20 protein-coding genes are annotated in these 21,082 nt (G+C 56.4%); all 20 read left to right on the top strand.

Annotation, left to right across the window (positions count from 1 at the left end):
• Positions 1 to 4: 4 nt before the first annotated feature.
• The gene (locus ACXKZD_RS20315; protein WP_488982134.1) at positions 5 to 697 is read left to right on the top strand and encodes a DotI/IcmL/TraM family protein; all 693 of its coding nucleotides are present in this window, start codon (positions 5 to 7) and stop codon (positions 695 to 697) included.
• Between the two features lie 9 nt (positions 698 to 706).
• Positions 707 to 1,627 (top strand): DotH/IcmK family type IV secretion protein, encoded by a 921-nt coding sequence (locus tag ACXKZD_RS20320; protein ID WP_488982135.1) that lies wholly within the window; start codon positions 707 to 709, stop codon positions 1,625 to 1,627.
• 2 nt (positions 1,628 to 1,629) lie between these two features.
• Positions 1,630 to 2,949, top strand: coding sequence for a conjugal transfer protein TraO (gene traO, locus ACXKZD_RS20325; protein WP_488982136.1), 1,320 nt, complete (start codon positions 1,630 to 1,632; stop codon positions 2,947 to 2,949).
• Positions 2,885 to 3,721 (top strand): conjugal transfer protein TraP, encoded by an 837-nt coding sequence (gene traP, locus ACXKZD_RS20330; protein WP_488982137.1) that lies wholly within the window; start codon positions 2,885 to 2,887, stop codon positions 3,719 to 3,721. The genes traO and traP overlap by 65 nt, the downstream gene beginning before the upstream one ends.
• A 9-nt stretch (positions 3,722 to 3,730) precedes the next feature.
• Positions 3,731 to 4,270 carry a conjugal transfer protein TraQ gene (gene traQ / locus ACXKZD_RS20335; protein WP_346460367.1) on the top strand — a complete coding sequence of 180 codons (540 nt, stop codon included), beginning with the start codon at positions 3,731 to 3,733 and terminating at the stop codon, positions 4,268 to 4,270.
• Positions 4,271 to 4,340: 70 nt separating this feature from the next.
• Positions 4,341 to 4,727: a DUF6750 family protein gene (locus ACXKZD_RS20340; protein ID WP_488982138.1), complete on the top strand. Its 387-nt coding sequence runs from the start codon at positions 4,341 to 4,343 to the stop codon at positions 4,725 to 4,727.
• Between the two features lie 104 nt (positions 4,728 to 4,831).
• The gene (locus tag ACXKZD_RS20345; RefSeq protein WP_425019423.1) at positions 4,832 to 5,446 is read left to right on the top strand and encodes a conjugal transfer protein; all 615 of its coding nucleotides are present in this window, start codon (positions 4,832 to 4,834) and stop codon (positions 5,444 to 5,446) included.
• The gene (locus ACXKZD_RS20350; RefSeq protein WP_488982139.1) at positions 5,418 to 8,471 is read left to right on the top strand and encodes an ATP-binding protein; all 3,054 of its coding nucleotides are present in this window, start codon (positions 5,418 to 5,420) and stop codon (positions 8,469 to 8,471) included. Before ACXKZD_RS20345 ends, ACXKZD_RS20350 begins: the two co-directional genes overlap by 29 nt.
• 12 nt (positions 8,472 to 8,483) lie before the next feature.
• Complete coding sequence (gene traW / locus ACXKZD_RS20355; RefSeq protein WP_488982140.1) at positions 8,484 to 9,704, top strand: conjugal transfer protein TraW; 1,221 nt, start codon at positions 8,484 to 8,486, stop codon at positions 9,702 to 9,704.
• A gap of 17 nt (positions 9,705 to 9,721) precedes the next feature.
• Positions 9,722 to 10,471, top strand: a complete 750-nt coding sequence (locus ACXKZD_RS20360; RefSeq protein WP_488982141.1) for a prepilin peptidase-dependent protein — start codon at positions 9,722 to 9,724, stop codon at positions 10,469 to 10,471.
• A 113-nt stretch (positions 10,472 to 10,584) separates the two neighbouring features.
• Positions 10,585 to 11,058: a conjugal transfer protein TraX gene (gene traX, locus ACXKZD_RS20365; RefSeq protein WP_488982142.1), complete on the top strand. Its 474-nt coding sequence runs from the start codon at positions 10,585 to 10,587 to the stop codon at positions 11,056 to 11,058.
• The gene (locus ACXKZD_RS20370; RefSeq protein WP_488982143.1) at positions 11,051 to 11,461 is read left to right on the top strand and encodes a hypothetical protein; all 411 of its coding nucleotides are present in this window, start codon (positions 11,051 to 11,053) and stop codon (positions 11,459 to 11,461) included. The genes traX and ACXKZD_RS20370 overlap by 8 nt, the downstream gene beginning before the upstream one ends.
• 26 nt (positions 11,462 to 11,487) lie before the next feature.
• The gene (locus ACXKZD_RS20375) at positions 11,488 to 11,856 is read left to right on the top strand and encodes a hypothetical protein (protein WP_488982144.1); all 369 of its coding nucleotides are present in this window, start codon (positions 11,488 to 11,490) and stop codon (positions 11,854 to 11,856) included.
• 143 nt (positions 11,857 to 11,999) lie between these two features.
• Positions 12,000 to 14,135: a DotA/TraY family protein gene (locus ACXKZD_RS20380; RefSeq protein ID WP_488982145.1), complete on the top strand. Its 2,136-nt coding sequence runs from the start codon at positions 12,000 to 12,002 to the stop codon at positions 14,133 to 14,135.
• A 66-nt stretch (positions 14,136 to 14,201) separates the two neighbouring features.
• Positions 14,202 to 14,870, top strand: a complete 669-nt coding sequence (gene excA, locus ACXKZD_RS20385) for a plasmid IncI1-type surface exclusion protein ExcA (protein ID WP_488982146.1) — start codon at positions 14,202 to 14,204, stop codon at positions 14,868 to 14,870.
• A gap of 156 nt (positions 14,871 to 15,026) precedes the next feature.
• A complete protein-coding gene (locus ACXKZD_RS20390; RefSeq protein ID WP_488982147.1) occupies positions 15,027 to 16,193 on the top strand; it encodes a secretion/conjugation apparatus DotM-related subunit in 1,167 nt (388 codons plus the stop codon).
• Between the two features lie 15 nt (positions 16,194 to 16,208).
• Positions 16,209 to 17,252 carry a thioredoxin fold domain-containing protein gene (locus ACXKZD_RS20395; protein ID WP_488982148.1) on the top strand — a complete coding sequence of 348 codons (1,044 nt, stop codon included), beginning with the start codon at positions 16,209 to 16,211 and terminating at the stop codon, positions 17,250 to 17,252.
• On the top strand, positions 17,242 to 19,443 hold the full coding sequence (gene trbC, locus ACXKZD_RS20400; RefSeq protein ID WP_488982149.1) for an F-type conjugative transfer protein TrbC: 2,202 nt from the start codon (positions 17,242 to 17,244) through the stop codon (positions 19,441 to 19,443). Before ACXKZD_RS20395 ends, trbC begins: the two co-directional genes overlap by 11 nt.
• A 430-nt stretch (positions 19,444 to 19,873) precedes the next feature.
• Positions 19,874 to 20,407, top strand: coding sequence for a phospholipase D-like domain-containing protein (locus tag ACXKZD_RS20405; RefSeq protein WP_094106240.1), 534 nt, complete (start codon positions 19,874 to 19,876; stop codon positions 20,405 to 20,407).
• Positions 20,408 to 20,544: 137 nt separating this feature from the next.
• On the top strand, positions 20,545 to 20,781 hold the full coding sequence (gene repA, locus ACXKZD_RS20410; protein ID WP_094106241.1) for a replication regulatory protein RepA: 237 nt from the start codon (positions 20,545 to 20,547) through the stop codon (positions 20,779 to 20,781).
• Positions 20,782 to 21,082 lie beyond the last annotated feature (301 nt).

Raw genomic sequence — 21,082 nt, forward strand, 5'->3', positions numbered from 1 at the left:
ACACATGCAAACCCCTGCAGCGGCTCAGCCGCCTGATGTTTCCGCTCCTGTCCAGATCAAGCCGGATATTTATGAGCATGCCGTTCAGGCTCAGCATGAGCGCACGCTGGGCGCTGAGTTCGCCCGCAAATGCCTGAAAAATTTAGGCTGGAGTCAGGTACTCAACGTTATCCAGGCAATCACTATCGGTTTGCTCTTTTGGGCCTACATACATCTGCCGCAGCATTACGTCGCGACGGAAAACGGCCGCATTACGCCTTTCTACCCGACGGACAAACCGGTCTGGAGCGAAAGCGACGTCAGGCAGTTTGGTGCTGATACGATCAGTAAAGCCTTTACGCTCGACTTCGTGCATTACCGCGATCAGATGACCGCCGTCTCCCCTGATTTCTCAGAGGAAGGTTTTGCCGGTTATAACCAGGCGCTGACGACGGGCTCCAACATTCTGTCGCTCGTCAGGGACAAGCGTATGAACCTCACCAATACCGTTGAGCCTGGTGTAATAGCGCGCCGGGGTGTGATTGGCGACCGGTACACCTGGGAGTTCCAGTACCCGGTTACGATGCGCCTTCAGGGACAGAACAGCAGCAGCCCGCCGCTGCGCTACATATTTACGCTGCGCATTCAGCAGGCCGATGTGCGACTGAAGCCGCGCGGTCTGGAGGTCACGCAGACTATCACCAACAATGCAGGATAAGGACGGTTTATGAGCAACATTCGCACTCTGGTACTGGCTCTGTGTCTGGGGCTGTGTGGCAGCGCGTGCGCTGCAACGACGGGTGAGACGCCGGCCGGCAGCAGTACGGCGGGGCCACTGCCCGGGCAGGCGCTCCCGCTGCCAACGTCTGCCGCATACGATGAGGCGCAGGCAACGCTGTCACCACTCTCTGCAGATGAAATCCGGCAGTTGCGCGCGCAGCAGGCTGAACAGAATCGGGCAATAGCCACGCCGGGCATCACGGCCGTGCCTCGTATCACAGCACAAACCTTAAGCCTGCAGCCGGGCGCGAGCCTTCCCCTGGTGCGTACAGCCGTGAACTGGCCTGCGACAGTCAGCTTTATTGACAGTACCGGTGCTCCCTGGAGTCTGCTCGGTGATCCGGTCAGCGGATCGCCGGATATCAAGGTGAAATGGTTGCCCGGAACCTCCTTCATGATTATCACGGCGAACCGCGACTTCGTGAGCACGCTCGTTACCGTGGGCCTGAAAGGGCTTTCCGTTCCGCTGCAGATTAGCGTGATGAGCGGTGAGCCAGACACAGCGAAAAAGACATGGACGGTTGACGCGCGGCTTGATCTGCGCGTGCCCCGCCGCGGGCCGGACGCTGTGGCCGACGCGCCATCGCCGTCACGCATCGGGCTTCACGATGATGTTCTGCAGGCATTTCTGGACGGGGTGCCGCCTTCCGGGGCTAAACGCCTGAAGACTACAGGCAGTGTGCCGGACACGGTGGTGTGGCAGCAGGGCGATGACCTGTATATCCGCTCGCGGGCAGATATCCGGGACGAATTCGATACCACGCTGTCCTCTGCAGATGGCACTCATTTGTGGAAGCTGCCGCTGACGCCTCGCGTCGCATTTTCCGTTGACGGGCGTACTGAGGCCCTCAGCATTGCCCTGGAGTAATCATGAGCGATCAACAAAATACCGGCGGGCGCAGTATCCGCCTGATGATGGGGCTGATAGCGCTTGGCGCAGTTGTGCTGACAGGTGGAGGTTATCTGTTATGGACATGGCTTGCAGCGCCACCGCCCGCGCCATCCAGCATAGATATGAACAACCTCGGTGCCACAGCTCAGAATAATGCGCAGGAGCAGCAGGCCTATCGCGATCTTATCCGTGAAAACAATGCGAGGGGTGCGCATGACGCCTCAGCGAGCAATCAGAGCTTTATCAGCAGCATTCCGCTGGAGCAGGACGTCATAAAACCTGCGGAAGTTAAGTTGAGGCCGGCTCAGGATAAACCGAAGGTTATACCGCCACCGCAAAATACCGGCAGTGGCCGCACGCAGGAGCAGCAGAAGGCGCTTGCAGAAGCCCGGCAGAAAGCGCTGGGCACACTGCTGGCGAAAATGCAGCAGCCTCCTGAAACGGGCGAGCTGCCGGGGGCGGAGTTACTTGGTGGAAAGGAAAGCAGCTGGGCCGCCTGGCGCGATTCGCTGCCCGGCAGCGAAGTTCAGCTGGCCGCCGCGCGCAGCCGGCAGGACACGCTGAATGCTCCGCCGGCATCTGTGGTAGTGGAACCTTACTGGCGAGGGCCCGGGGAAATCTGTACGGGTGTTGACTCAGATAACGGCGCCACGCCGGTGCTGGGCTGTATTAAAACGGGTCCGTATGCAGGAGCGGTGCTTAAGGCGCCCGAAGGCGCGAAGCTCTCAGGCGATGGCGTCATTATTCACTTTACCTCTATGACCCTGAACAGGAAGGCCTACAAAATCGATGCTTACGGGCTGGATGACAAGACGCTCGTGGCCAACATCGCATCTGACGTCAGTCATCACTACGGTCGTCGCATCCTGCTGCCCGCCATCCTCAAGGGGATCGGTGCGACAGGCGAGCTTTATGCGCAGTCGAATACACAGGTTCTGACTAACGGATTCAATACTGTTACCGCGCGGCCTTCTGCGCCGGACGGTTCAGCGGTAGCAGGCGTTATCGTTGGCGGTGCGGCAGAGCAGGCCGCGCAGGTGCTGACGAACGATGCGGGCCGTCTGCCGGATCGTACGGTCACGGTAGATTACGGCAAAGTAGTAGCTATTCAGTTCATGAGCGGCGTGTACAGCACCGATGCCGAAGCGCCGCACGGAGCAGCATCAGGTAACCCTGGTGCAGCAGCTCCGGCTGGCTGGCGCAACAATCCAACCCCTTCTGCAGCCGATCTGCGTGAAGAAGCACAGGCGCGCATTCGCGACGCCCGACAGAGAAAAACAGGAGACGCCCTTGAATGAGTTCCAGACATTACCGGCGGATAACGTCCCGCCGACCCCACAGCCTCAACAGTCTCCTCCGCTACCGAAAAAAGAGAGCCTTCTGACGCGACCTTTGTTTCTCGGGCAGTCGCTGCCGTGGCTTGCTGGCGGCGCTCTGTTAATTCTTGGCGCGGCCTTGTATCTGTACTGGCCAGCGTCATCAGCACCCGACGCCGGGCAGCTGGCATTCGGAAACGATGCAGGGTTCAGTGAGGTTAAACCAGCTTCAGTTAAGCCCCAGCCCAGCGTTGTATCTCAGAGGCCTGTAACAGCACCTCAAACCGGCGGGCTCAGCGTTCCCGTTGACGCTATCGGCAATGCTCCGGCTGGCGGCACGCTGCCGGAAGAAGTGGTGAAAATCATTCGTGAAGGACAGGAGTTTGAAGCGGCAAACCGCGAGGCCATTACCCGTCTGTCTGAGACGGTGCGGGCACAAACTGCGGCGCTGGCTGGCATGCAGCAGCGGCTTGATTCGATTGCGTCAGAGAACAGCCGGCTGGCCGGTCAGCTTACCGTAATGAATGCCCGTCAGGATCCGGCAGCCGGCGGTCACCACGCGGCAGACAAAAATATCCGACGCTCAGCACTTTCGGGTATGCGTCTTGAAAGCGTTCAGGACGGTATGGCGTGGGTCAGCTGGCAGGGACGGACGTGGGCGGTGCAGTCCGGGGATAGCCTGGGAGGTATTACCGTCAGTGATATCAGTACCGCAGATCGCAGCGTTACGACCAGCGCCGGCGTGCTGCGCTAAGGGGGCGTCATGGGTGGTTCACTCGACGGCATCACAATGTTGTCGAATCTGGCCTCTGGTCTGCTTGGCGCAGGTATTAACCTCGCGCTGACGCTCGGCGTGCTGTTCGCTGTGCTCGGCCTCAGCGGCTATCTCGTCCGGCAGTCCTGGCTTGCCCGTAAGGCGCCCGGTCAGGCGGCAGGTGGCGGCAGCGTAGTGGGGATGATTCTGCTGTGCGCCACCCTGGGCGCTATACAGCAGCTGATTCAGGCTGCTGCACATCAGGTGGGCTGGGAAGCATCGTTTGATGCCATCAGCTACGTTGATGTCGGCACCTTTGGACAAGGGGCGGTTGCGGCCAACGCAATCCTGACGCTGCTGCGCATGTTCGGCGTGTGGTTTGTGCTTTCTGGTGTCCTGCTGTGGCGCCGGGCAAAAAAGGATGGCCATACCGGTTTGACGTCAGGCAACGACGTTAACAGCGGCACCGTTAAATTTATTATCGGCGTGTGTTTTGTGTGCAGTCCCTATCTGCTCGACGCCATTCAGAAATCACTTGGCATGCACTAAGCAGCCTTAACTCTCGCGTCCGTCACGGACGATTTAACTGGCCGTCCGGCCATATTCTCAAGGAAATATCATGATGAACCGTATCACCTGCGCGGTACTTTCGCGCGCCCTTATGCTGTCTGAAACTCTGCGTCGCGCTTTTCTGCGTGCGCTTTTTGCCTGGGTCGCATTCATTTCACCGGGGGCCATGGCCGCCGGCGATCTCGCGGATATCGGCAATAACCTCGCTACCGGCGCCTCTTCCACCACAAAAAACGTACTCACTATCTGTCAGTTGCTGGGCGTGTGCGGCGTGGTCGGGAGTATTTTATCGCTTAAGTCCATGAAAAATAATCCGCAGATTAAGCCCTGGATGGTCGGGGTTGCTTTTGTCACCGGCCTGCTGCTGATTGTTGTTCCTGAACTGATTAAGCGTGGTCAGACCCAGATGGGTATGACGCCTGTCAGCGTAGGCTAACGGATAAACAGCTGTACCGCGCCTGTCCGTGTTTTACAGCGTGCCGGCAGGCGCTCTCCTTACTGTCCCAACTTCTTCGCAACCCTTTCTGTCGGGAACACACTATGACCGTTCTTAACGTGCCGGCACCGGATCTGCTGCAGCTCGTACCGGGCATCAGCGGATATGATGTCGCTCCTCCGCCCGTGCCGGTTGACGCAGGTCCAGCCTGCTGCGGCTGCGGTACGCGGGCACAGCGCCTCTGGCAGGGGCCTGACGCCGTGCCGCTCTGTACGCTCTGCTGGCTGACCCTCAATCTGGACAGCCCCACGGCTGCACACGGACACCTTGCCTGGCTGCCAGATGCGCCTGCAGCAGACATCATCAATCTGCAGCGCCGCGCTCTTATCGGACTTCACAGCAAGGTTAAAAGCGTGCGAAAGGAGTCACGAAAAATCTGGAACTGGCTCGCCCGGCACGCCCGGGAAGTTGAAGGCATGTGGCACACCTCACGCGCTGGGGAATTTGCTGCTGCCATGAAGCAGCTCCCGCCAGTACGGCGGGCGCAGATGCAGCAGAGGCTTGAAGGCTGTTTATTGATCCTTCCCCCTGACGTTTTCAGTGACCTTACCTTGCTGTTGCCGCTGGGGCGAACCGCAGAAAGCGCGGTGAATACCCCGGCATGGAATACCTATATCCGGAGTGACCTGTATGCCAAACCGCCTCATCCGCTGGACTGAAGAGGTTATTACCGCTGTAACGCGTTTTGCCGTTTCGCGCGATTTGCCTGATTACTGCGACCTTGAAACCGTCATAAAACTCTCGAACGACGATCGCGTTCGTCATCCGGAATTGAGCGCACCCTATATCATGGTGACGAATGGCGGAGACTTCCTGACTGTCTATGAGGTGGCCGGCAGCTATCGCGAAACCGACGAAGCAAAAGGCCCAGACAATGTTGACTCCTGGCAGGGTCGGCTGGATCGCATGACCGAAACCCTCACAGCTCTCTACCGCCGTCACGGCCATAAAATCAGCACGATTCATGAGTGCGATCCTGATGGCGGGGAGGCTGAAGTAAAACGCCTGCTGGCGCCACAGTACCGATCACTGAAGCGTACCGGGCTGGACCTGGCTTATCTGCTGGATGAACAGGTGACTACGCTCGCGCCCTGGGTGAATCGTGAGCGCACCTGGCTTGTCTGCTATTCCGGGCGTGGCGTTCTGGCAGGACATGAGCTGCGCGATGAGAATGCCCGCCTTAAAGAGCTTATTAATGCGAGCCCGCCCGCGGCGTTTGGCCAGAATCCGCTTACGGCACATCTGCCCGGCCTGAAGATACGTCACGATGCCTTTCTTTCGCAGGTTGAGCGGGCGCTCGGAGATACCGGCAAGGGCGTTCTGCTGAGACGTATAGATGCGCATGAGGCGGGGCGGGTGCTGCGCGCGCAAATTGATCCGAAAGGCACGGGCGAGGGCTGGCAACCGCTGCTGCCGGATGACCGCGTAATACCTCACGGCGTGCGTCAGGGGAAAGACGTGACCGCGCTGCTGGCACCCTGGCTTAAATTTCAGGTAATGAATTCCAGCGTCCAGGAGATACGCGACAACCTGCTGAAAATTCACGGCATCTGGCACGGAACGATTGCCGTTGATCTCGGCCCGCAGAATCCCCAGAGCTTTGCCCGATTACGCGAGCTTATCCCCCGCAGCGTGCCGTTTCGTATCCGCCAGGACCTGATGCCTGGCGGCATGCGCCGTCTGGCAGGAAAGCATGCCGTGCTGGGCTTTACAGAATGGGTGCCCGGCCTGAAGGCCATCAGTGAATCGGTAAATCTCCTCGCAGAGCGTGAGCGCATTGAACCTGTGTGCGTGAAAACTATTACCGTGGCCACCTGGGGCAAGACGCCAGAAGATGTCACGCGCAACCTGACGCTGCTCAGTCAGGCACTGACTTCATGGGGAGTTTGTGGCGTTACACAGACATTCGGCGATCCGGTGCGAGCATGGGTATCCACGCTTACCGCGTCATCGGCCTCGCCCGGACCCTGCCTGATGTATCCGCCCCTTTCAGAAGCGCTAAACCTGATGCCGCTGACGCGACCTGCGTCGCCATGGAATGACGATGGCGATGCGCTCTATCCCACACCAGACGGAAAAATCATCCCGGTGGGCCTGGCATCACCAAAACAGACCAAGCTCACTACTATCGTGGCCGGTGAGTCGGGCGGCGGTAAATCCGTACTTATCAACCGAATGACACTAATCCTCGCCAGCCGCGCACAGCAGCAGCTGCCGTTTTATTGCGGTATTGATAAGGGGTTCAGTTCTGAAGGTGCTGTCTCGATGCTTAAGGACGGGCTGCCGCCGGAGCGACAGGACGAAGTGCTGAATATCATTCTGCGTAATGAATCGCAGTATTGCCGCAATCTGTTCGATATTCAGCTGGGCCTCAGCATGCCGCTGACTTATGAAGCCGAGTTTATGGAAAACGCGCTAAGCGTTCTTTGCACAGACCCTTCAACCGGCTCTCCGCCTAATGCCCGCGATACGCCCGTTATTCTTCGTCGTCTTATCACTGAAGCATTCAAAATAGCGCGTGATGATCCGCGTCGCTATGAGCCTGGACTGGTGCCTGAAGTGGATCTGGCAATAGAAGAGGCTGATATCTGGGAAAAACATCCTGCCTATCGCGAACACTGCACCTGGTATGAAGTGCGCGATCTTCTGCAGGACGCGGGCAGGACTGAAGCAGCACAGCGCGCACAGTATCAGGCAGTGCCGGAGCTTGCGGATATGGCTCCTCTGCTCAGCAGCCCTGACTTTGAGAGTAACTTTGGCCGTGTCCAGCGCGACGGCAGCGGCGAGGCACTCATTGAGTACATGGCTCGCTGTCTGCGGGACGCCTGTGGCCAGTACCGGATGTTCGCGGGTCGCACGCGGTTCATGATTAGCCCGAAAGCGCGCGTCATAACGGTAGATCTGCAGTATGTAGCGGGCGGTAAATCCAAGGCCGGGCAGCTGCAGACTGGCTTAATGTTCCTGTTTGCAGGGCACATTGCCGGCGGCGACTTCGTGCTGCCGCAGTACCAGGATGAACTGTTTCCTTCTTTGCACCGCCGCTGGCACGCGCTGCACCGCGCTCGCGTGGAACAGCTGGATCAGGAGGTGAAAACGAAGCAGTACGACGAGCTCCATAACGCTAAAGACGTACCGTTTATTTTCCCGATGCTGGAAACCGCAGACCGCGAACAGCGCAAGTTTGCAGTGCGTACTGTGCTGTCATCGCAGTATTTCCGCGATATGCCTGAGGCGCTGCGCCAGTCAGCCAACTCCGTATATATGGTGGCGGTTGACCCTGACGACCGTGAGGCGCTGCAGGCGCGTTTCCAGATTCCTGACGTAACGCTCGACCGCTTCGCCCGTATGGGCAGCGGGCCATCAGCAGATGGCAGCGGCGTGCCGTTCCTCGGTATTTTCCGCGTGAAGGGTGGCAGCACTATTGCGCACATCATGAAAAATACTGTCGGTCCGCAGGAGCTGTGGGGCCACAACACCACGCCTGAAGATATGTCGCTGCGACGCAATATTCAGAAGGAAGTGGGCGCCGGCACGGCCCGCCGCATTCTTGGCCGGTTCTTCCCTGCAGGGTCCGCAGCTAAGGTCATCGAGCAGCGCCGGCGTATGGCGGGGGAAGCGCAGGGCGAAAGCGTTATCAAAACGCTGGCAAATGAGCTCATCAGCAAACAGGGCTACGAGCTCTGAAAGGAGATAGTGATGAAAATACATAACCGATGGCCAGTAAGCCGCAGGTTGCTGGCTGCCTGCGTGCTGGCAGCCATAGCACCGCAAGTGATGGCTTATCCAACGGAAGAAATGAGCAGCATCCCTATTCAGTCACAGGTGATGCCGGCGCTGCAGACGATGCAGGTCACGCTCGGAGAAATCCTGTCGGCTGAAACGGAAACCGGCACGGCCGTGGTGCAGTCCGGTGACAAAATCACCACGGCTATTACTGAGGCAGCGCGTACGCAGCGCGAGGCGGAAAACTTTAATCGCCAGGCTGACCGGCTGGAGAAGGCCCGCACTGCATACACCGTACCAGACAGCATCTGCACAGAGTCAGCGTCAGGATCGGCGGCGCAGGTAAGTCAGGCGACCCGGGCAACAGCGTCAAGGCTTTCAGGCGGGGGCGGGGTATCAAACAAGGTTGTGCGTGAGACGCTCGCAAGCCTCCCCGTCGCGCCGCGACAGGGCGGCTACCGCAGCGCGCTGGTACATGCCGGGTACTGCACGAAGGAGGAGGCCGCGCTGTATGGTGGCACCGGCCTTTGCCCGGGCGTCTCCTCGCTGCCGGGCGGGGATACCGAGGCGCGATCGCTGTATGACGGAGCCGGGCAGCCTGGTAAGGATCCGGAACTGACATTTACGCAGGCCCAGACAGATGCGGCAATGGCCTATGTAAACAACTCGGCGAAGCTCGATGCCGGGCGTACGCCTGGCAAAGGCGAAATCCAGACCGCGACCGGGCAGGAGTATCAGGGGCTGCTCACTCAGTATAAGGCGATGCAAAGTGCTGCGATGCAGCCCCAGCTGGACATGGTAGCAGCGAGTCAGCCGCAGGATGCGACGCGCGAGGCGCTGACCGAAGCCCGGCAGGCGCCGTCCGCAGAAACCTATTTCCAGCAGACCGCCTCCGCGCAGGCAAAGCAGACCGGCACCATGAGCGAGCGTGAGTTTGAGGCGTTTGAAGTGGGGCGCCGCTATGCCAATACGGAGTGGGTAAAGGACCTTCAGAGCATGGAAGGTGACAACCTGCTGCGTGAAATGGCACGTCAGCAAAGTCTCGCCAACTGGCTGGCCATGGGTATCAAGAACGAATTGCGTCAGGCAAATATCATCAGCGGCCAGCAGCTGGCGCTTGCTGCAAAAGAGCAGTACGCACCACAGCTACAGGCACTGTCAGCCCAGCTTAGCGCCGGCGTGAGCGCGCATTAATGTCTACGGAGATAACAATGATAACGAGCGGAACCTTTGCGCCGAATGCCGGCGCACTTGAAACGCTGCTGGATGCGGGCGAGGGGCCGGTGATCGTACTGGACCCCTGCGGAGCACTCTGGAACACCTTTTTTCAGACGCCTCGATGGTCCCGGTTATGGCAGGCATGGCGGCTTTGTCCAGGTCAAACGCAGGAGGGCGACGTCTGGAACGTCATCAGCGCGCTGAAGGGCGTTAACGCACTCGCCGGCTCGTCAGCTCTTGCTGCAGCACTTTTTCCGTCGAATGAATACAGCGATCTCACCCGCGAACTGATGAGCTGCCTACTGCAATTTACAGACGAGACAGACCATGTTCGCGATCTGCCGGCGCTGGCTGGCCAGCTGTGGGCTGATGAGCTGTGGATAGCGATTGCGCGCTGGAGCCGAAAACATCCGCACAGTGCTTCACTTCAGATGGCGCGTGCGCTGTTGACACGTGACGGCGCGAGCGAGGCGGCTGAAGCCATCCGCCGCCGCATGACGACCTACCATCACCCTCACGTTGCTGAGACGTTCTCAGGCGCTCCCGGGCTAAACCTGAACACGCTCCGGCAACGACCCGGGCAGATTATCTTTCTGACGCCAGATATTCGCAGCATGGAAAGCCAGGAGCTGACGGATGTCTACGGCTTTCTTGTGACTTCGCTGCGCTCGATAGGCGCGCTTCATCACATCATGTTTTCAATGGTTGAGCCTGCGCTAGTCGCGCATGGAGGCGTTTTATGAAAAGTGCTGATACTGAAGCTCCGGCAACTGGCGAAAAGAAAGCCCGAATCACGCCGAAGCGCTTAGGCTGGTTTGCTTTGAATATATTCATGCCGGCGTATGAAATGACTGGCATGGCTCGATACACCGGACGTAACGTCTCGCGAATCTGGCAGCGCATCCGGGAAGTTACTGCTGGCCGCAATGCCGATGGCTACCGCCCTGCTGACTGGTCACAGGCGGTTTCTGACAGTGGGCTTAGCCCGGTGCATCTGGCGCGCAATTTTCGCATTACGCGCTGGCTATGGTGGGGGCTGATGTGGCTCACAGGGTTGCCGGCGCTGGGATTTCTGGCGCTGTTGATCGCTGCAGGTAGTAACGTCAGCGGAACCGGCTGGCTGCGCATAGGTTGTGTACTGCTTGTCATGAGCCTGCTGGCAGCCACCGGCTTCGTTCAGGTGCTGGCAGCAAGCTACAGGCTCTGGCAGCTCACGGAAAAAAGGGTCTCGGCGTCAGAAGAAGGCAGTTTTCAGGCGTTCCTTCAGGAGACGCGCTGGTGTCGCACAGTGTTAAGCGGTGGCTTACTGAACAGGAAAAAAAATGCGTGAAAAAAAACGTGATCAGATGCTCAACCTGCTCTGTACCCAGTTGGCAGATGCCGAACTTGCCGGGCGCCGGGAAAAAATAATGCACCTGATGCACAACGCACGTCGCGCCAGTAGTAATCGTGAAATTTACAAGGCTACCGAATATTGTGTTCAGGCACTGAAGCAGCTACGCAAAGTGCGCCATACGCTGCGTATAGCTGGCGCTGAAGCTGCCAAATTGGCGCCGGTTGAATGTGCGATCGCTCAGCTTGAGCCGATTTATGACGAGGCAAGAAAGGATGGGTTCGCAACCCTGTTCGTCGATCCATATCAAGGGCGGTTTTATGCAGGTTTAATGCTGCTGGTTACTGGATTAATCATGCTATACGCAGTTGGCGAGACCAGTGGCTGGTTTCAAACCTGATAGCCTCACGTCAGAGGAGATTTTTGATGTTTATGCGGCTTGATATGTTTGCTGCACTGCTCGATATCCGACCCGGTGAACTGCTGCATGCGGTCCGGACTGACGGTCTACTTGGTGGAATGGCGCTGCCGGCACGCCGACAGGTGCGTGGTGCAGCGGTCATGTTTAATCATGAAGAGGCGATAACTTTCGCGAAACGCTGGCAGACGCGGGAGATTGGGCCATCACCTGCATCGTCGGGCCAACCGCTGATTGCACTGAAATCGCTGCTGAAGAGGCGGGGATCGCGCCACTGGAACTGTGGCAAGCGGTGCAAACCGGAAAAAAACTACAGGGGCTTATGCCGCCACCGGCTGAAAAAAGCTGTAATGGCCAGCTGCTGTTTGATCCAGTAGCCGTAACGCAGTTTGCATTGCGCTATCGTAACGTGCTGAAAACCCGTAAATGAGCACGATGCGCCGCCAGACATAATTCTGATTATAGCCGCTTCGCCGGCACCTCCTTTTCCCACCGGTCAGATCTGACCTGCAGGTTAACTATGAAGCTACTGAAAAAAATTCAGGCGGCAGTATTGCTGTGCGCCGCGTCCTGCCCGGCCCTCGCCGACAGCGTAAATTATCAGACCATCAGTGATGCGGCGCAGAAGACAGGAGACTTATCGCGGCAGGCGCTGGTGATGATCTTCGGCGATGTCGTGATCTCACCTTTTCAGCCAGGTCAGCCCACGCTTATCGGCTCTTTGTTCGCCCTCCTGAATGGCGTGTTGTGCTCGGTGGCGCTGGCGTGGTTTCTGATAGTGACCCTGAAAACGCTGTTTAAGGGCGGGCAGGACGGTAAGGTGTTTAGTGCCGGTCGTTCCATGCTGCACCCGGTAATGAGCTTTGCCGGCTTCATTACGCTTATTCCTACTGCATCAGGCTGGTCGCTCTCTCAACTGGTTATGCTATGGGCCGCATCCACTATGGGTATAGGCAGTGCGAACCTGCTGACTGATAAAGCGGCCGACATGATTAGTAATGGTATGTCGCTCGTCGTTCAGCCTACCGCGCCATCGACCCGATCGGCTGCGCGCGCAGTGTTTGAAATGAATCTGTGCAAGTATTCTACAAACCGGGAGCTCAGCTCGTTGTATGAGGACGGGCAGGCCAGAACAGCGCTGATGACGACGTCAGGGGGTAACGGTAGCTATACCACCGGCAACGGCAGCGCAGTTTGCGGTAGCGCCCGTATCCCAGCCCCTTCTAAAGGCATAACTGAAAGTCTTTTTGGTTCACAAGTGAATACCGATAGCGTCACAGCTGCTGAACGGAGCGCATTGGACACTATGCAGTCTACTCTGGATTCTGCCGCTCAGGCCTACGTAGATGCCTACCTGAGCCGGCGCGATCATGACACAGGTACAATGTCCGATGCAGAGACTGTTATCCAGCAATCGGCGGCGGCGTACGAAACAACGGTTAACAACGCGCTGAATCAGCTGAACTATAAAGATTCATTACAGGGCCAGCTTACCTCACAGCTGAAAACCCACGGCTGGATGTCGCTGGGTGCGTGGTACAACACGTTTGCTACGGCAAACAGTAAAACCAATTCGGTCGCTAATGCAGCTCCTGTAACTTCAGGGCCGAGCTTCCATGGCGAGACAGGCACAGGTGATCTTTATCACCAGGTTTTCGCAGCTTATCGTTCACAGACGCAGAACAGTTCTTATACTCCACCCTTAGGCACACTAAGTGCAGAAGATGACAGCATCGGTGGCAGCTCATCCGATCCTGATGCAGTCTTCGTAGGCTTTTTAAAAAGTCCCGTTCAAAGGCTGACAACCTTTTTTGCGACAAGTGCTACCGGAACCAATTCTGACTTTTCTAATCAGGTTAATCCGCTGATAAAAATGCAAGCTATTGGTGATTACACATTAGGAGCAACTGAAACGGCGCTGACTGCATATGTTGCTGCTTATGGGGTTGCTGCTGCAGTAGATCACTCTTTAGTAGGAAAGTTTGGTGAACTAACACAAAACCCTGCAGGAACAGTAAAAGATATTTTAGGAATGCTATCGCCTCCATTCTATTTTTTAATGCTGCTGTTATTTGCGGTCGGTTTTTCTCTGGCAGTCTTTCTTCCGGCAATACCTTTTCTTTACTGGATGGTTGGATCCTTTAATTGGATCGTCAGTGTGATGGTCGGTTGTGCAGCCGGGCCGATGTGGTCCGCTACGCATTTAGGCGCAGAAGAAGATAAAGGAAGCCGCAGCGCCTATGGTTATATTTTTCTGATTGATATGATGCTCAGGCCTTCCCTTATGGTGTTAGGTTTCTTTTTTGCATCAGTAGCAGTAATGGCTGGCGGGACACTGCTGAATTTATTATTTGGCACGGCAGTTGCTAACTCAAATGCTGATTCAATCATGGGGATCGTTAAATTGGTTGGATGGCTTATGATGTATGCGCGCATTGCCACTTTTGGCGTTTCTCGCGTATTCGGGTTACAGGCAACGCTCGCAGACTACGTGATTACTTTCTTAGGTGGTGCAGGAATGGCAGGCATCATGGGCGGAATGGTAGACGACGTCAAAGGGATGTTTGCTTCTGCAGGCAGTGGTTCGCGTCAGACTCCTGGATTAAAGAGTATGCCTAATCGTCAGACTCCAGTATCTGAAGATGGAATTAAATAATTATCCTGGATTTGTAGATCCTTAAGCGTATAATTTAAACAGAACAAAATTTGGCAGGAGGTTGCCATGAAAAAATTTATTAGATCTGGAAACAGCGTTAACCTTCCCTGGGCATTAATTCGCTCAGCTTATTATCTGGTATTTCTGCCGTGCGCAATTTTCTTTGCAGCAGTTACATTAATAGTTTTTTTTGGCGCCCCTTTCAGGCATGAAATTTATCCGTCAGATTATTTTCTTCTGGCTATGCTCTGGATGTTTATCATTTTACCTCTAGGTTTTCGTTATATCAGCATAAAAATGCGGCGTAAGAAGTTGCTTCACATTGTTGACTTCCTTAAAAGCGATAGGCGTTTCAATCCTGCAGAGAATCATGAAGTCTTCAGTGCTGCTAAAGGTAAATATCTTGGCATTGACACTAAGCGCGGTACTATTTTGTATGTTCACATGTATCGAAAAGGCGTCATTGACGTTATTGGCATGACGATGAATACATGGACCAATACCGAGCTTGAAGGTAGTGCATTACGGATATATACCTTAGATCCTGATTTGCCGATGCTTAGTATCACTGCGCCGCCTGCAGTTGCCAGCAATCTCTATGACACGCTGGGTGCGATGCGTCATCAGTCTTACAGCGAACCGTATCCGGACGAACCATGGACGTTACACGTTGCCCGGCAGAGCAAATTTATTGAGTTCGAGCATAAAGTTGTGGTGCCGCAGGTTACTGCCTGATTTACCCCTGACATTCTGACGCTGTTCCTCTGACACCGGCCCCGAGCCGGTGTTTTCTTATCTGCAGTTCGGCGGCCATCCGCATCCGCCGCTTCCGGAAATTCTCCTATGTATTCTCAGAACCCGAACGCTGCCGGCCATAATGAGCAGGCGGCGATGGTGATCACCCTTTTAATCACGGCACTCCTGTGCTGGCTTTTCTTTAGTGACTTTGTCCGCTGGTCCTGCTGGTTTCTTTACTGGCTCTGGCGCCTTGCAGATTTCCCGCAAATTCATCGTTATGCCGCCGAACGGATCAACCTGCTCGCTGCTACCGGAAACGGCGCTGAGGCAGTGGGGCTGACAGAATGGAGGGACGTCATGAACCGGACTGCCGGCATCCTGTTTGTGCCACTGATCCCACTGCTTGCTGTAGCGGGCTGGCTGCTGGCATGCCATCCCGGGCTCGGTTTTCGCAGCCGCAGGGCTATTAACATTCATTCACTACCTCGCGTGATGCTCACCTTTGCCCCCTCTGTAATACCGGTGATGGCCAGCGATCAGAAAGATGGGTTGATGAATGACACAACACCGGAAAATGCATGGGCGCTCACACCTGAGGAATTTGCTGAACAGCATGGGCTGATTCAGCGTCGGGTACTTGACCGTGACGCGGCCCGGGCTGTTTTTGATGCGCAGGCTGGTCCGGAGATGACGGCACCGGCAGACTGGCAGCCGCACGAACGCGCGTTGCTCGCCGTCTTCGGCCTGCAGGTCTTCACCGGCGACCGTAAAGCGGCCACGAAGCTGCTCGATGACCTTAACCGCTCCTGTATGACAAAACGTCCCTTCAAAGCACCCATTTTTCGCAGAACGCCTGAATGGCGCATCGCTGAGACCCAGCTCATGCGCGTACTGGCAAGCCCGGGCATCAATGAATGGCTGAATACGCATAGCACCGTACGATCGGCGCTGGCGGGCCTGTACGGGCGCGACCTTCGCCTGCCGCCAGCACGGTTCCGCTGGTTAAAGGGCTGCGATCGCACCCTCTGGTACGGACTGCACACTGCAGATACAGCAAAGGTATTTGTTGAAGGATCGGGGATCATCGCGCAGGCACGTGCAGAGATAAAGGCCGCAAAAATGGGACTGCCAAGACCTGCACTGATGACGGATGAGGCTATAGCAGGGCTGCAGCTTGAGCTGGAGCAGCTGGACCTTGTTTATCCGCGGGACCAGCGTCAGCTGCCTGTAAAACGTAAGCGCGAAGCCGCCTTTCCTGACTCTCTCTATATGCCCGGACAGGGCGATGACGAACTTTCTGACAGCGCCGGCGCGCGCTGATACAAGGACATCAATATGACTATTATTCGCAAAGAAGGCCTGTTCGTGGCTGAAATCAGCGAAGGACTGCTGAGCACCCGCCGTTTCATTGCAGAGCAGGGCTGGGGTAAGGGCGGAGAAAGCTATACCAATTGCGCAACTCGGCCGCTTTTTACCTTTCCCGTATCAGGGCTACCGTGGTTCGTAGTGCATGGTGACGGTCTGTACGCTCAGAACGCACACGACGCGCTGACTCCACTGTACAGAGGAGAAGATGCCGCGCAGCTGCTGGAGTGCATAACGAACGCACTGCGTAACACATCAAAGCGCCGGCGCCGCAGGGAGCGAGGATTATTGATCGCGGCTGTGTTACTGGCAGCAAGTGCTGCAGTGTCAGTGTCATTCCTGTTTCCTCACTACAGTGAACGCCCTCAATTTCAGGTCGGACCCGTTAACCTGGCACCGCCCGCGCCAGTAGCATCGTCGCCTGTCAGAAATGAGGCTCCGATGGCCGAACAGGGCGCAGTGCCTGCTGATAACTGGAGCCTGCCCGCTTCCGCGCGCCTTACATTGCCTGCGAAGCTCAGAAGTGCGGCGTCACGAGGCATATTCACGATTCCACTGTCCTCAGGTCACGCTCGCACCTTGTACGTTTTTGCGGATCCGTTATGTGCGAATTGTCAGCGTATGGAGCGTCATTTCGAAACGGCGGCCGGCATGGTTAACGTGGTGATATTCCCGGTGACTATTGAAGGGCGTAACGCTTCATTGCAGACACTGACACCTGTCATGCTGCTGCCGGAAGCAGAGCGCGCAGCTGCCTGGAAACACCTTTTTTCAGCTGATGCCGGTATGCCCGTGCCTGGCAGGACGCAGGATACTGCGCCGGCTTCAGACAAAGAAAAAACAGAGCTGGCGCAGGGCGCCATAGGCGTCAATGAAGTGGCATACCGCGCCTACAGGCTGCCCGGAACACCCTGGACGATATCCGACGACGGACGCTACGTACCACAGGCGGTGCTGAGTTCTCCCGCCTCCCTTGAAGCTTTTTTGAAGGAGGGAGCAGCTGATGGACAATAAATCGGCTATAGACAACGATCGTATCAGCCGGCATGTCGGGCGCTCATGGATTACCGAAGCTCTGGCAGAAATTGGCACGCTCGCTTTTGGCATGATTGCGCTCACCTGCGCCGGTATTGTCTGGCCGGTTACTCTGCTGCTGAGCCTGCCGGTACTGCTGTTCTGGTCTCTGGCTGTAGTGCCTTCCGGACGCTGGAAGATGCCTATGCGCATGCCTGCCGACATGAACCGGCTCGATCCGTCCACTGAGCGAAAAGTCCCGGCAAAAGTGCTGGGTTTTCTGCCGGTGACGACTATGCGCATTTACACCGGACGCGCAGCAGGAATTCTGTACGCGGGTTATCTCCGCGGGAAAGACGCCGGCCGTGAGCTGTGGCTCTCAATGGATGATCTGACACGACACGTGCTGATGTTTGGCACCACCGGCGCCGGCAAAACGGAGACGCTACTTGGCTGGGTACTGAACGCACTCTGCTGGGGTAAGGGCGTTATCTTCTCCGACCATAAAGCGCAGAACGATGTGGCGCTGGCCATGATGTCTATGGCCCGACGTTTCGGCCGCGAGGATGATCTGCGCATTATGAACTTCATTACAGGTGGACGCTCGCGTGCGCAGGAGCTGCTGGATAACGTGAAAACCCGCCCGCAGACGAACACTACCAGTATCTTTGGGCTGGCGCAGGAAACCTACATCGTTAACCTGATGGATTCCATGCTGCCCAAAACTGGCGGAAACGGCGGGGAATGGCAGGAGAAAGCAAAAGCGATGAACCAGGCGCTGATATTTGCGCTGGTTTATAAGTGCCGGCGGGAAGGCACTGTGATGTCCCAGCGCACGATCCAGACGCACCTGCCGCTACGTAAAATAGCCGGCCTGTATATCCAGGCGGTTGAGGAGCAGTGGCACGAAGAAATCCGACACGCGCTGGAGAACTACCTCAGCACGCTTGCCGGTTTTGACATGGAAAAGGTCTCAACTCCATCAGAATGGCATCCTGATTCAAATCTGCAGCACGGCTACCTGATGCAGCAGTTTACGCGCATGCTGACGCTTTTTAACGATACCTACGGGCACGTGTTCGCCCGGGATGCGGGGGATATCGACCTGCGCGATGTGGTCCATAACGATCGCATCATGATAGTCCTCGTGCCGGCACTGGAATTGTCGGCCGCTGAGGGCTCCACGCTTGGCAGGCTCTATCAGTCTCAGCTGGCCATGATCCTCAGTCAGGACCTCGGCGAAAAACTGGAGGGGCGCCCTCAGGACAACATGAAGGTCCGTAAGTTTAAAGACCGCTTTCCACTGCTCTGGATTATTGATGAGGTCGGTGCCGGCTACAGCGAAAAGGTTGGGGAGCTGGCCACACAAATCCGCTCCCTTGGTTACTGCCTCCTGCTGGCCGGTCAGGAAGTTCAGCGCCTTAAAACGGCCGCGGGCGATGCTGTCTGGACGCTCATTGCCAACATGGGCACGCGTATTACCGGCAAGATTATGGATCCCAAGGATACGCTGGAAATTCTGCAGCTCATGGCCGGTACAGAGTATCGCGCGCACATGGGTTCGATGGTCCAGCAGGGCGGATTAATGGGGGGCTGGAGTGATGACACGCGCCTGCAGGTAAGCGAAAAGAAAAAAGTAGACGTCGAAGAGGTCCAGGCCCTGCAGGAGGGCGAGCAGGTTACCCTCTTTCAGGGAAAGATCCTGCGGAACAGCTCACTTTATATTGAGGATACCGATAAGTTTTCGCAGGCGGACGTGCGTATTAACCGCTTTGTAGAGGTTTCAGCACCGTCAGAGCGGGCCATACTGGCCACGATGCCATTCCGGCAGCGCCGTAGCTTTGTGCGCGAGGAGAGGGTACAGCACATTCTGCGCGTCTTAGACGCTGCGCCGGGCGCTCATGACACCAGTGGACTGGTGCTGACCGATCCAGCGCTGGCTGCAGTGGGCGAATTTAATATGGAATGTGCCTTCGTCTGGCGTCGCCCGCCGTCAGCAACTGTGCGCTCAGCCATCCTCTGGCGCATGGTTCAAGAAAGCCTGCCTGCCAGAGGCAAGGGCTATAGCACTCGTCTGCGCGTGCCTCGTTCGCTGGGAGCATCCACCGAGAGTATTGCGGCTGCAATGCTTAATCACGTTGAGCCAGTGCGGCAGAAATCCGACTCCGACCGGTCCAAGCAGTTTGTCTGACTGCTAGCGCATGACGAGCAATCGCCCGTCGCCGGTCCTCAATGGGCGGATAAGCCCCCTCACACATTACCGCAACGGAAATGCTATGAGCGCATTACCCACTCGCAATTATCTTCACCTTTACAGGCTGGCCACGATGGAAGGCGAACTACTGGCCAGCGCTGCGCTGAATCGCATTTCAGGTCAGAACCCAAACGATGTATGCGCCATAACGGCTATGGCTGGCTTCCGATTTGCCAGCTGGCGCTATGACTGCAGGACTGATCTGAGTTCTGCCTGTAGGGCAGCTGCAGAATGCATACAGAATCTGGCGCTGCGGACAAATCCTGCAGGCTGGAAGTGGGCCGTTGAAATCGAGCAGGCCCGTCGCTCGCAACCCCCAGCTGTCTGACATCATCCCGCTTATTACCTTTTCACGAACGGAAACAACATGAAAAAAACACTACTTACAGCCGGCTTATTCGCGGCGTTAATTTTTGCTACAGGGTCCACCATGGCCGCCGCTTCAATTGACGCGGGCTTTTCACCCGAAGGCAGTGCGCAGCAGCTGGTACTGCGTACTCTTGATGACGCGCACGAAAGTATCCGTCTCATGGGCTACAGCTTTACGTCGCCGGAGGTGGTTAAGTCGCTGGTTAATGCCAGGCGGAGGGGCGTTGACGTCAGAATAGTGATAGATCAGAACGGCAACCGCAGTAAGGCGAGTATCGCGGCCATGAACGTGGTTGTTAATGCCGGCATTCCTCTACGCACCAATGGCCAGTACAAAATCATGCATGACAAAGTGATCATCACCGACGGACAGAACGTGGAGCTCGGCTCGTTTAATTATTCCCGCAGCGCAGCTGAATCAAATTCCGAGAATGCGCTGGTCGTGCGGGAAGTTCCGGCACTGGCGCAGACTTACCTGGCGCACTGGCAGTCACGCTGGGAGGGGGGAACAGACTGGCACTCTTCATACTGAGCCACGTCCTCACTATTCATCACCATTCCAGACAGGCTGCGCGCCAACGCAGCCTTCCCCGCTTTAAAGTTAAGTCGCTGATTTAGGGGATATGTAGTATTCTCAGCCAATTCGTTTTAGAAATGCTGGAGGCACGTATGCCGCAGACTGAAAGTCCTACTCAATCTGAGGTAAAACCTTCCCGCCCAGCGCCTCTGAGCCCCAGAGAGCGTAAAATGCGTTCAGTTGCGCGTAAGCGCGAAACACATTCTCCATTGAACGTGTTTATTCATAACAGCACCAAGCAGAAGCTTGATGAAATCTGCAGAGAGTCCGGGTTGACGCAGGCTGAAGCGATTGAACGATTAATTGAAGGCAACAAAAGTAGCGATTAATGAAGGTGACTATTCACGGAAATTGATTGTGCAAACCTGTGGTGATACATTAGCTCGCAATTAAGTTCCTGGTTTGCCACGCCGAAAGGTGGCAGAAGTCTGGTGCTGACTGATTAGTTAAGGCCAGAAAAAAGAAAACCCCGATAATCTTCCTTGAGTTTGGCGACCTAGGAGAAGACTAACGGGGCTCACTGAATCTGCATAGAAGCTGTTGCTCTATGCGGGGAGTATAGTTTCATGCCCGAAAAACTGCAATACCCTCGGTGCTTACTCCGTCTGTGCAACATAAGCGCAGGAAGGC

It is taken from the genome of Pantoea sp. ABR1s (assembly GCF_057812235.1).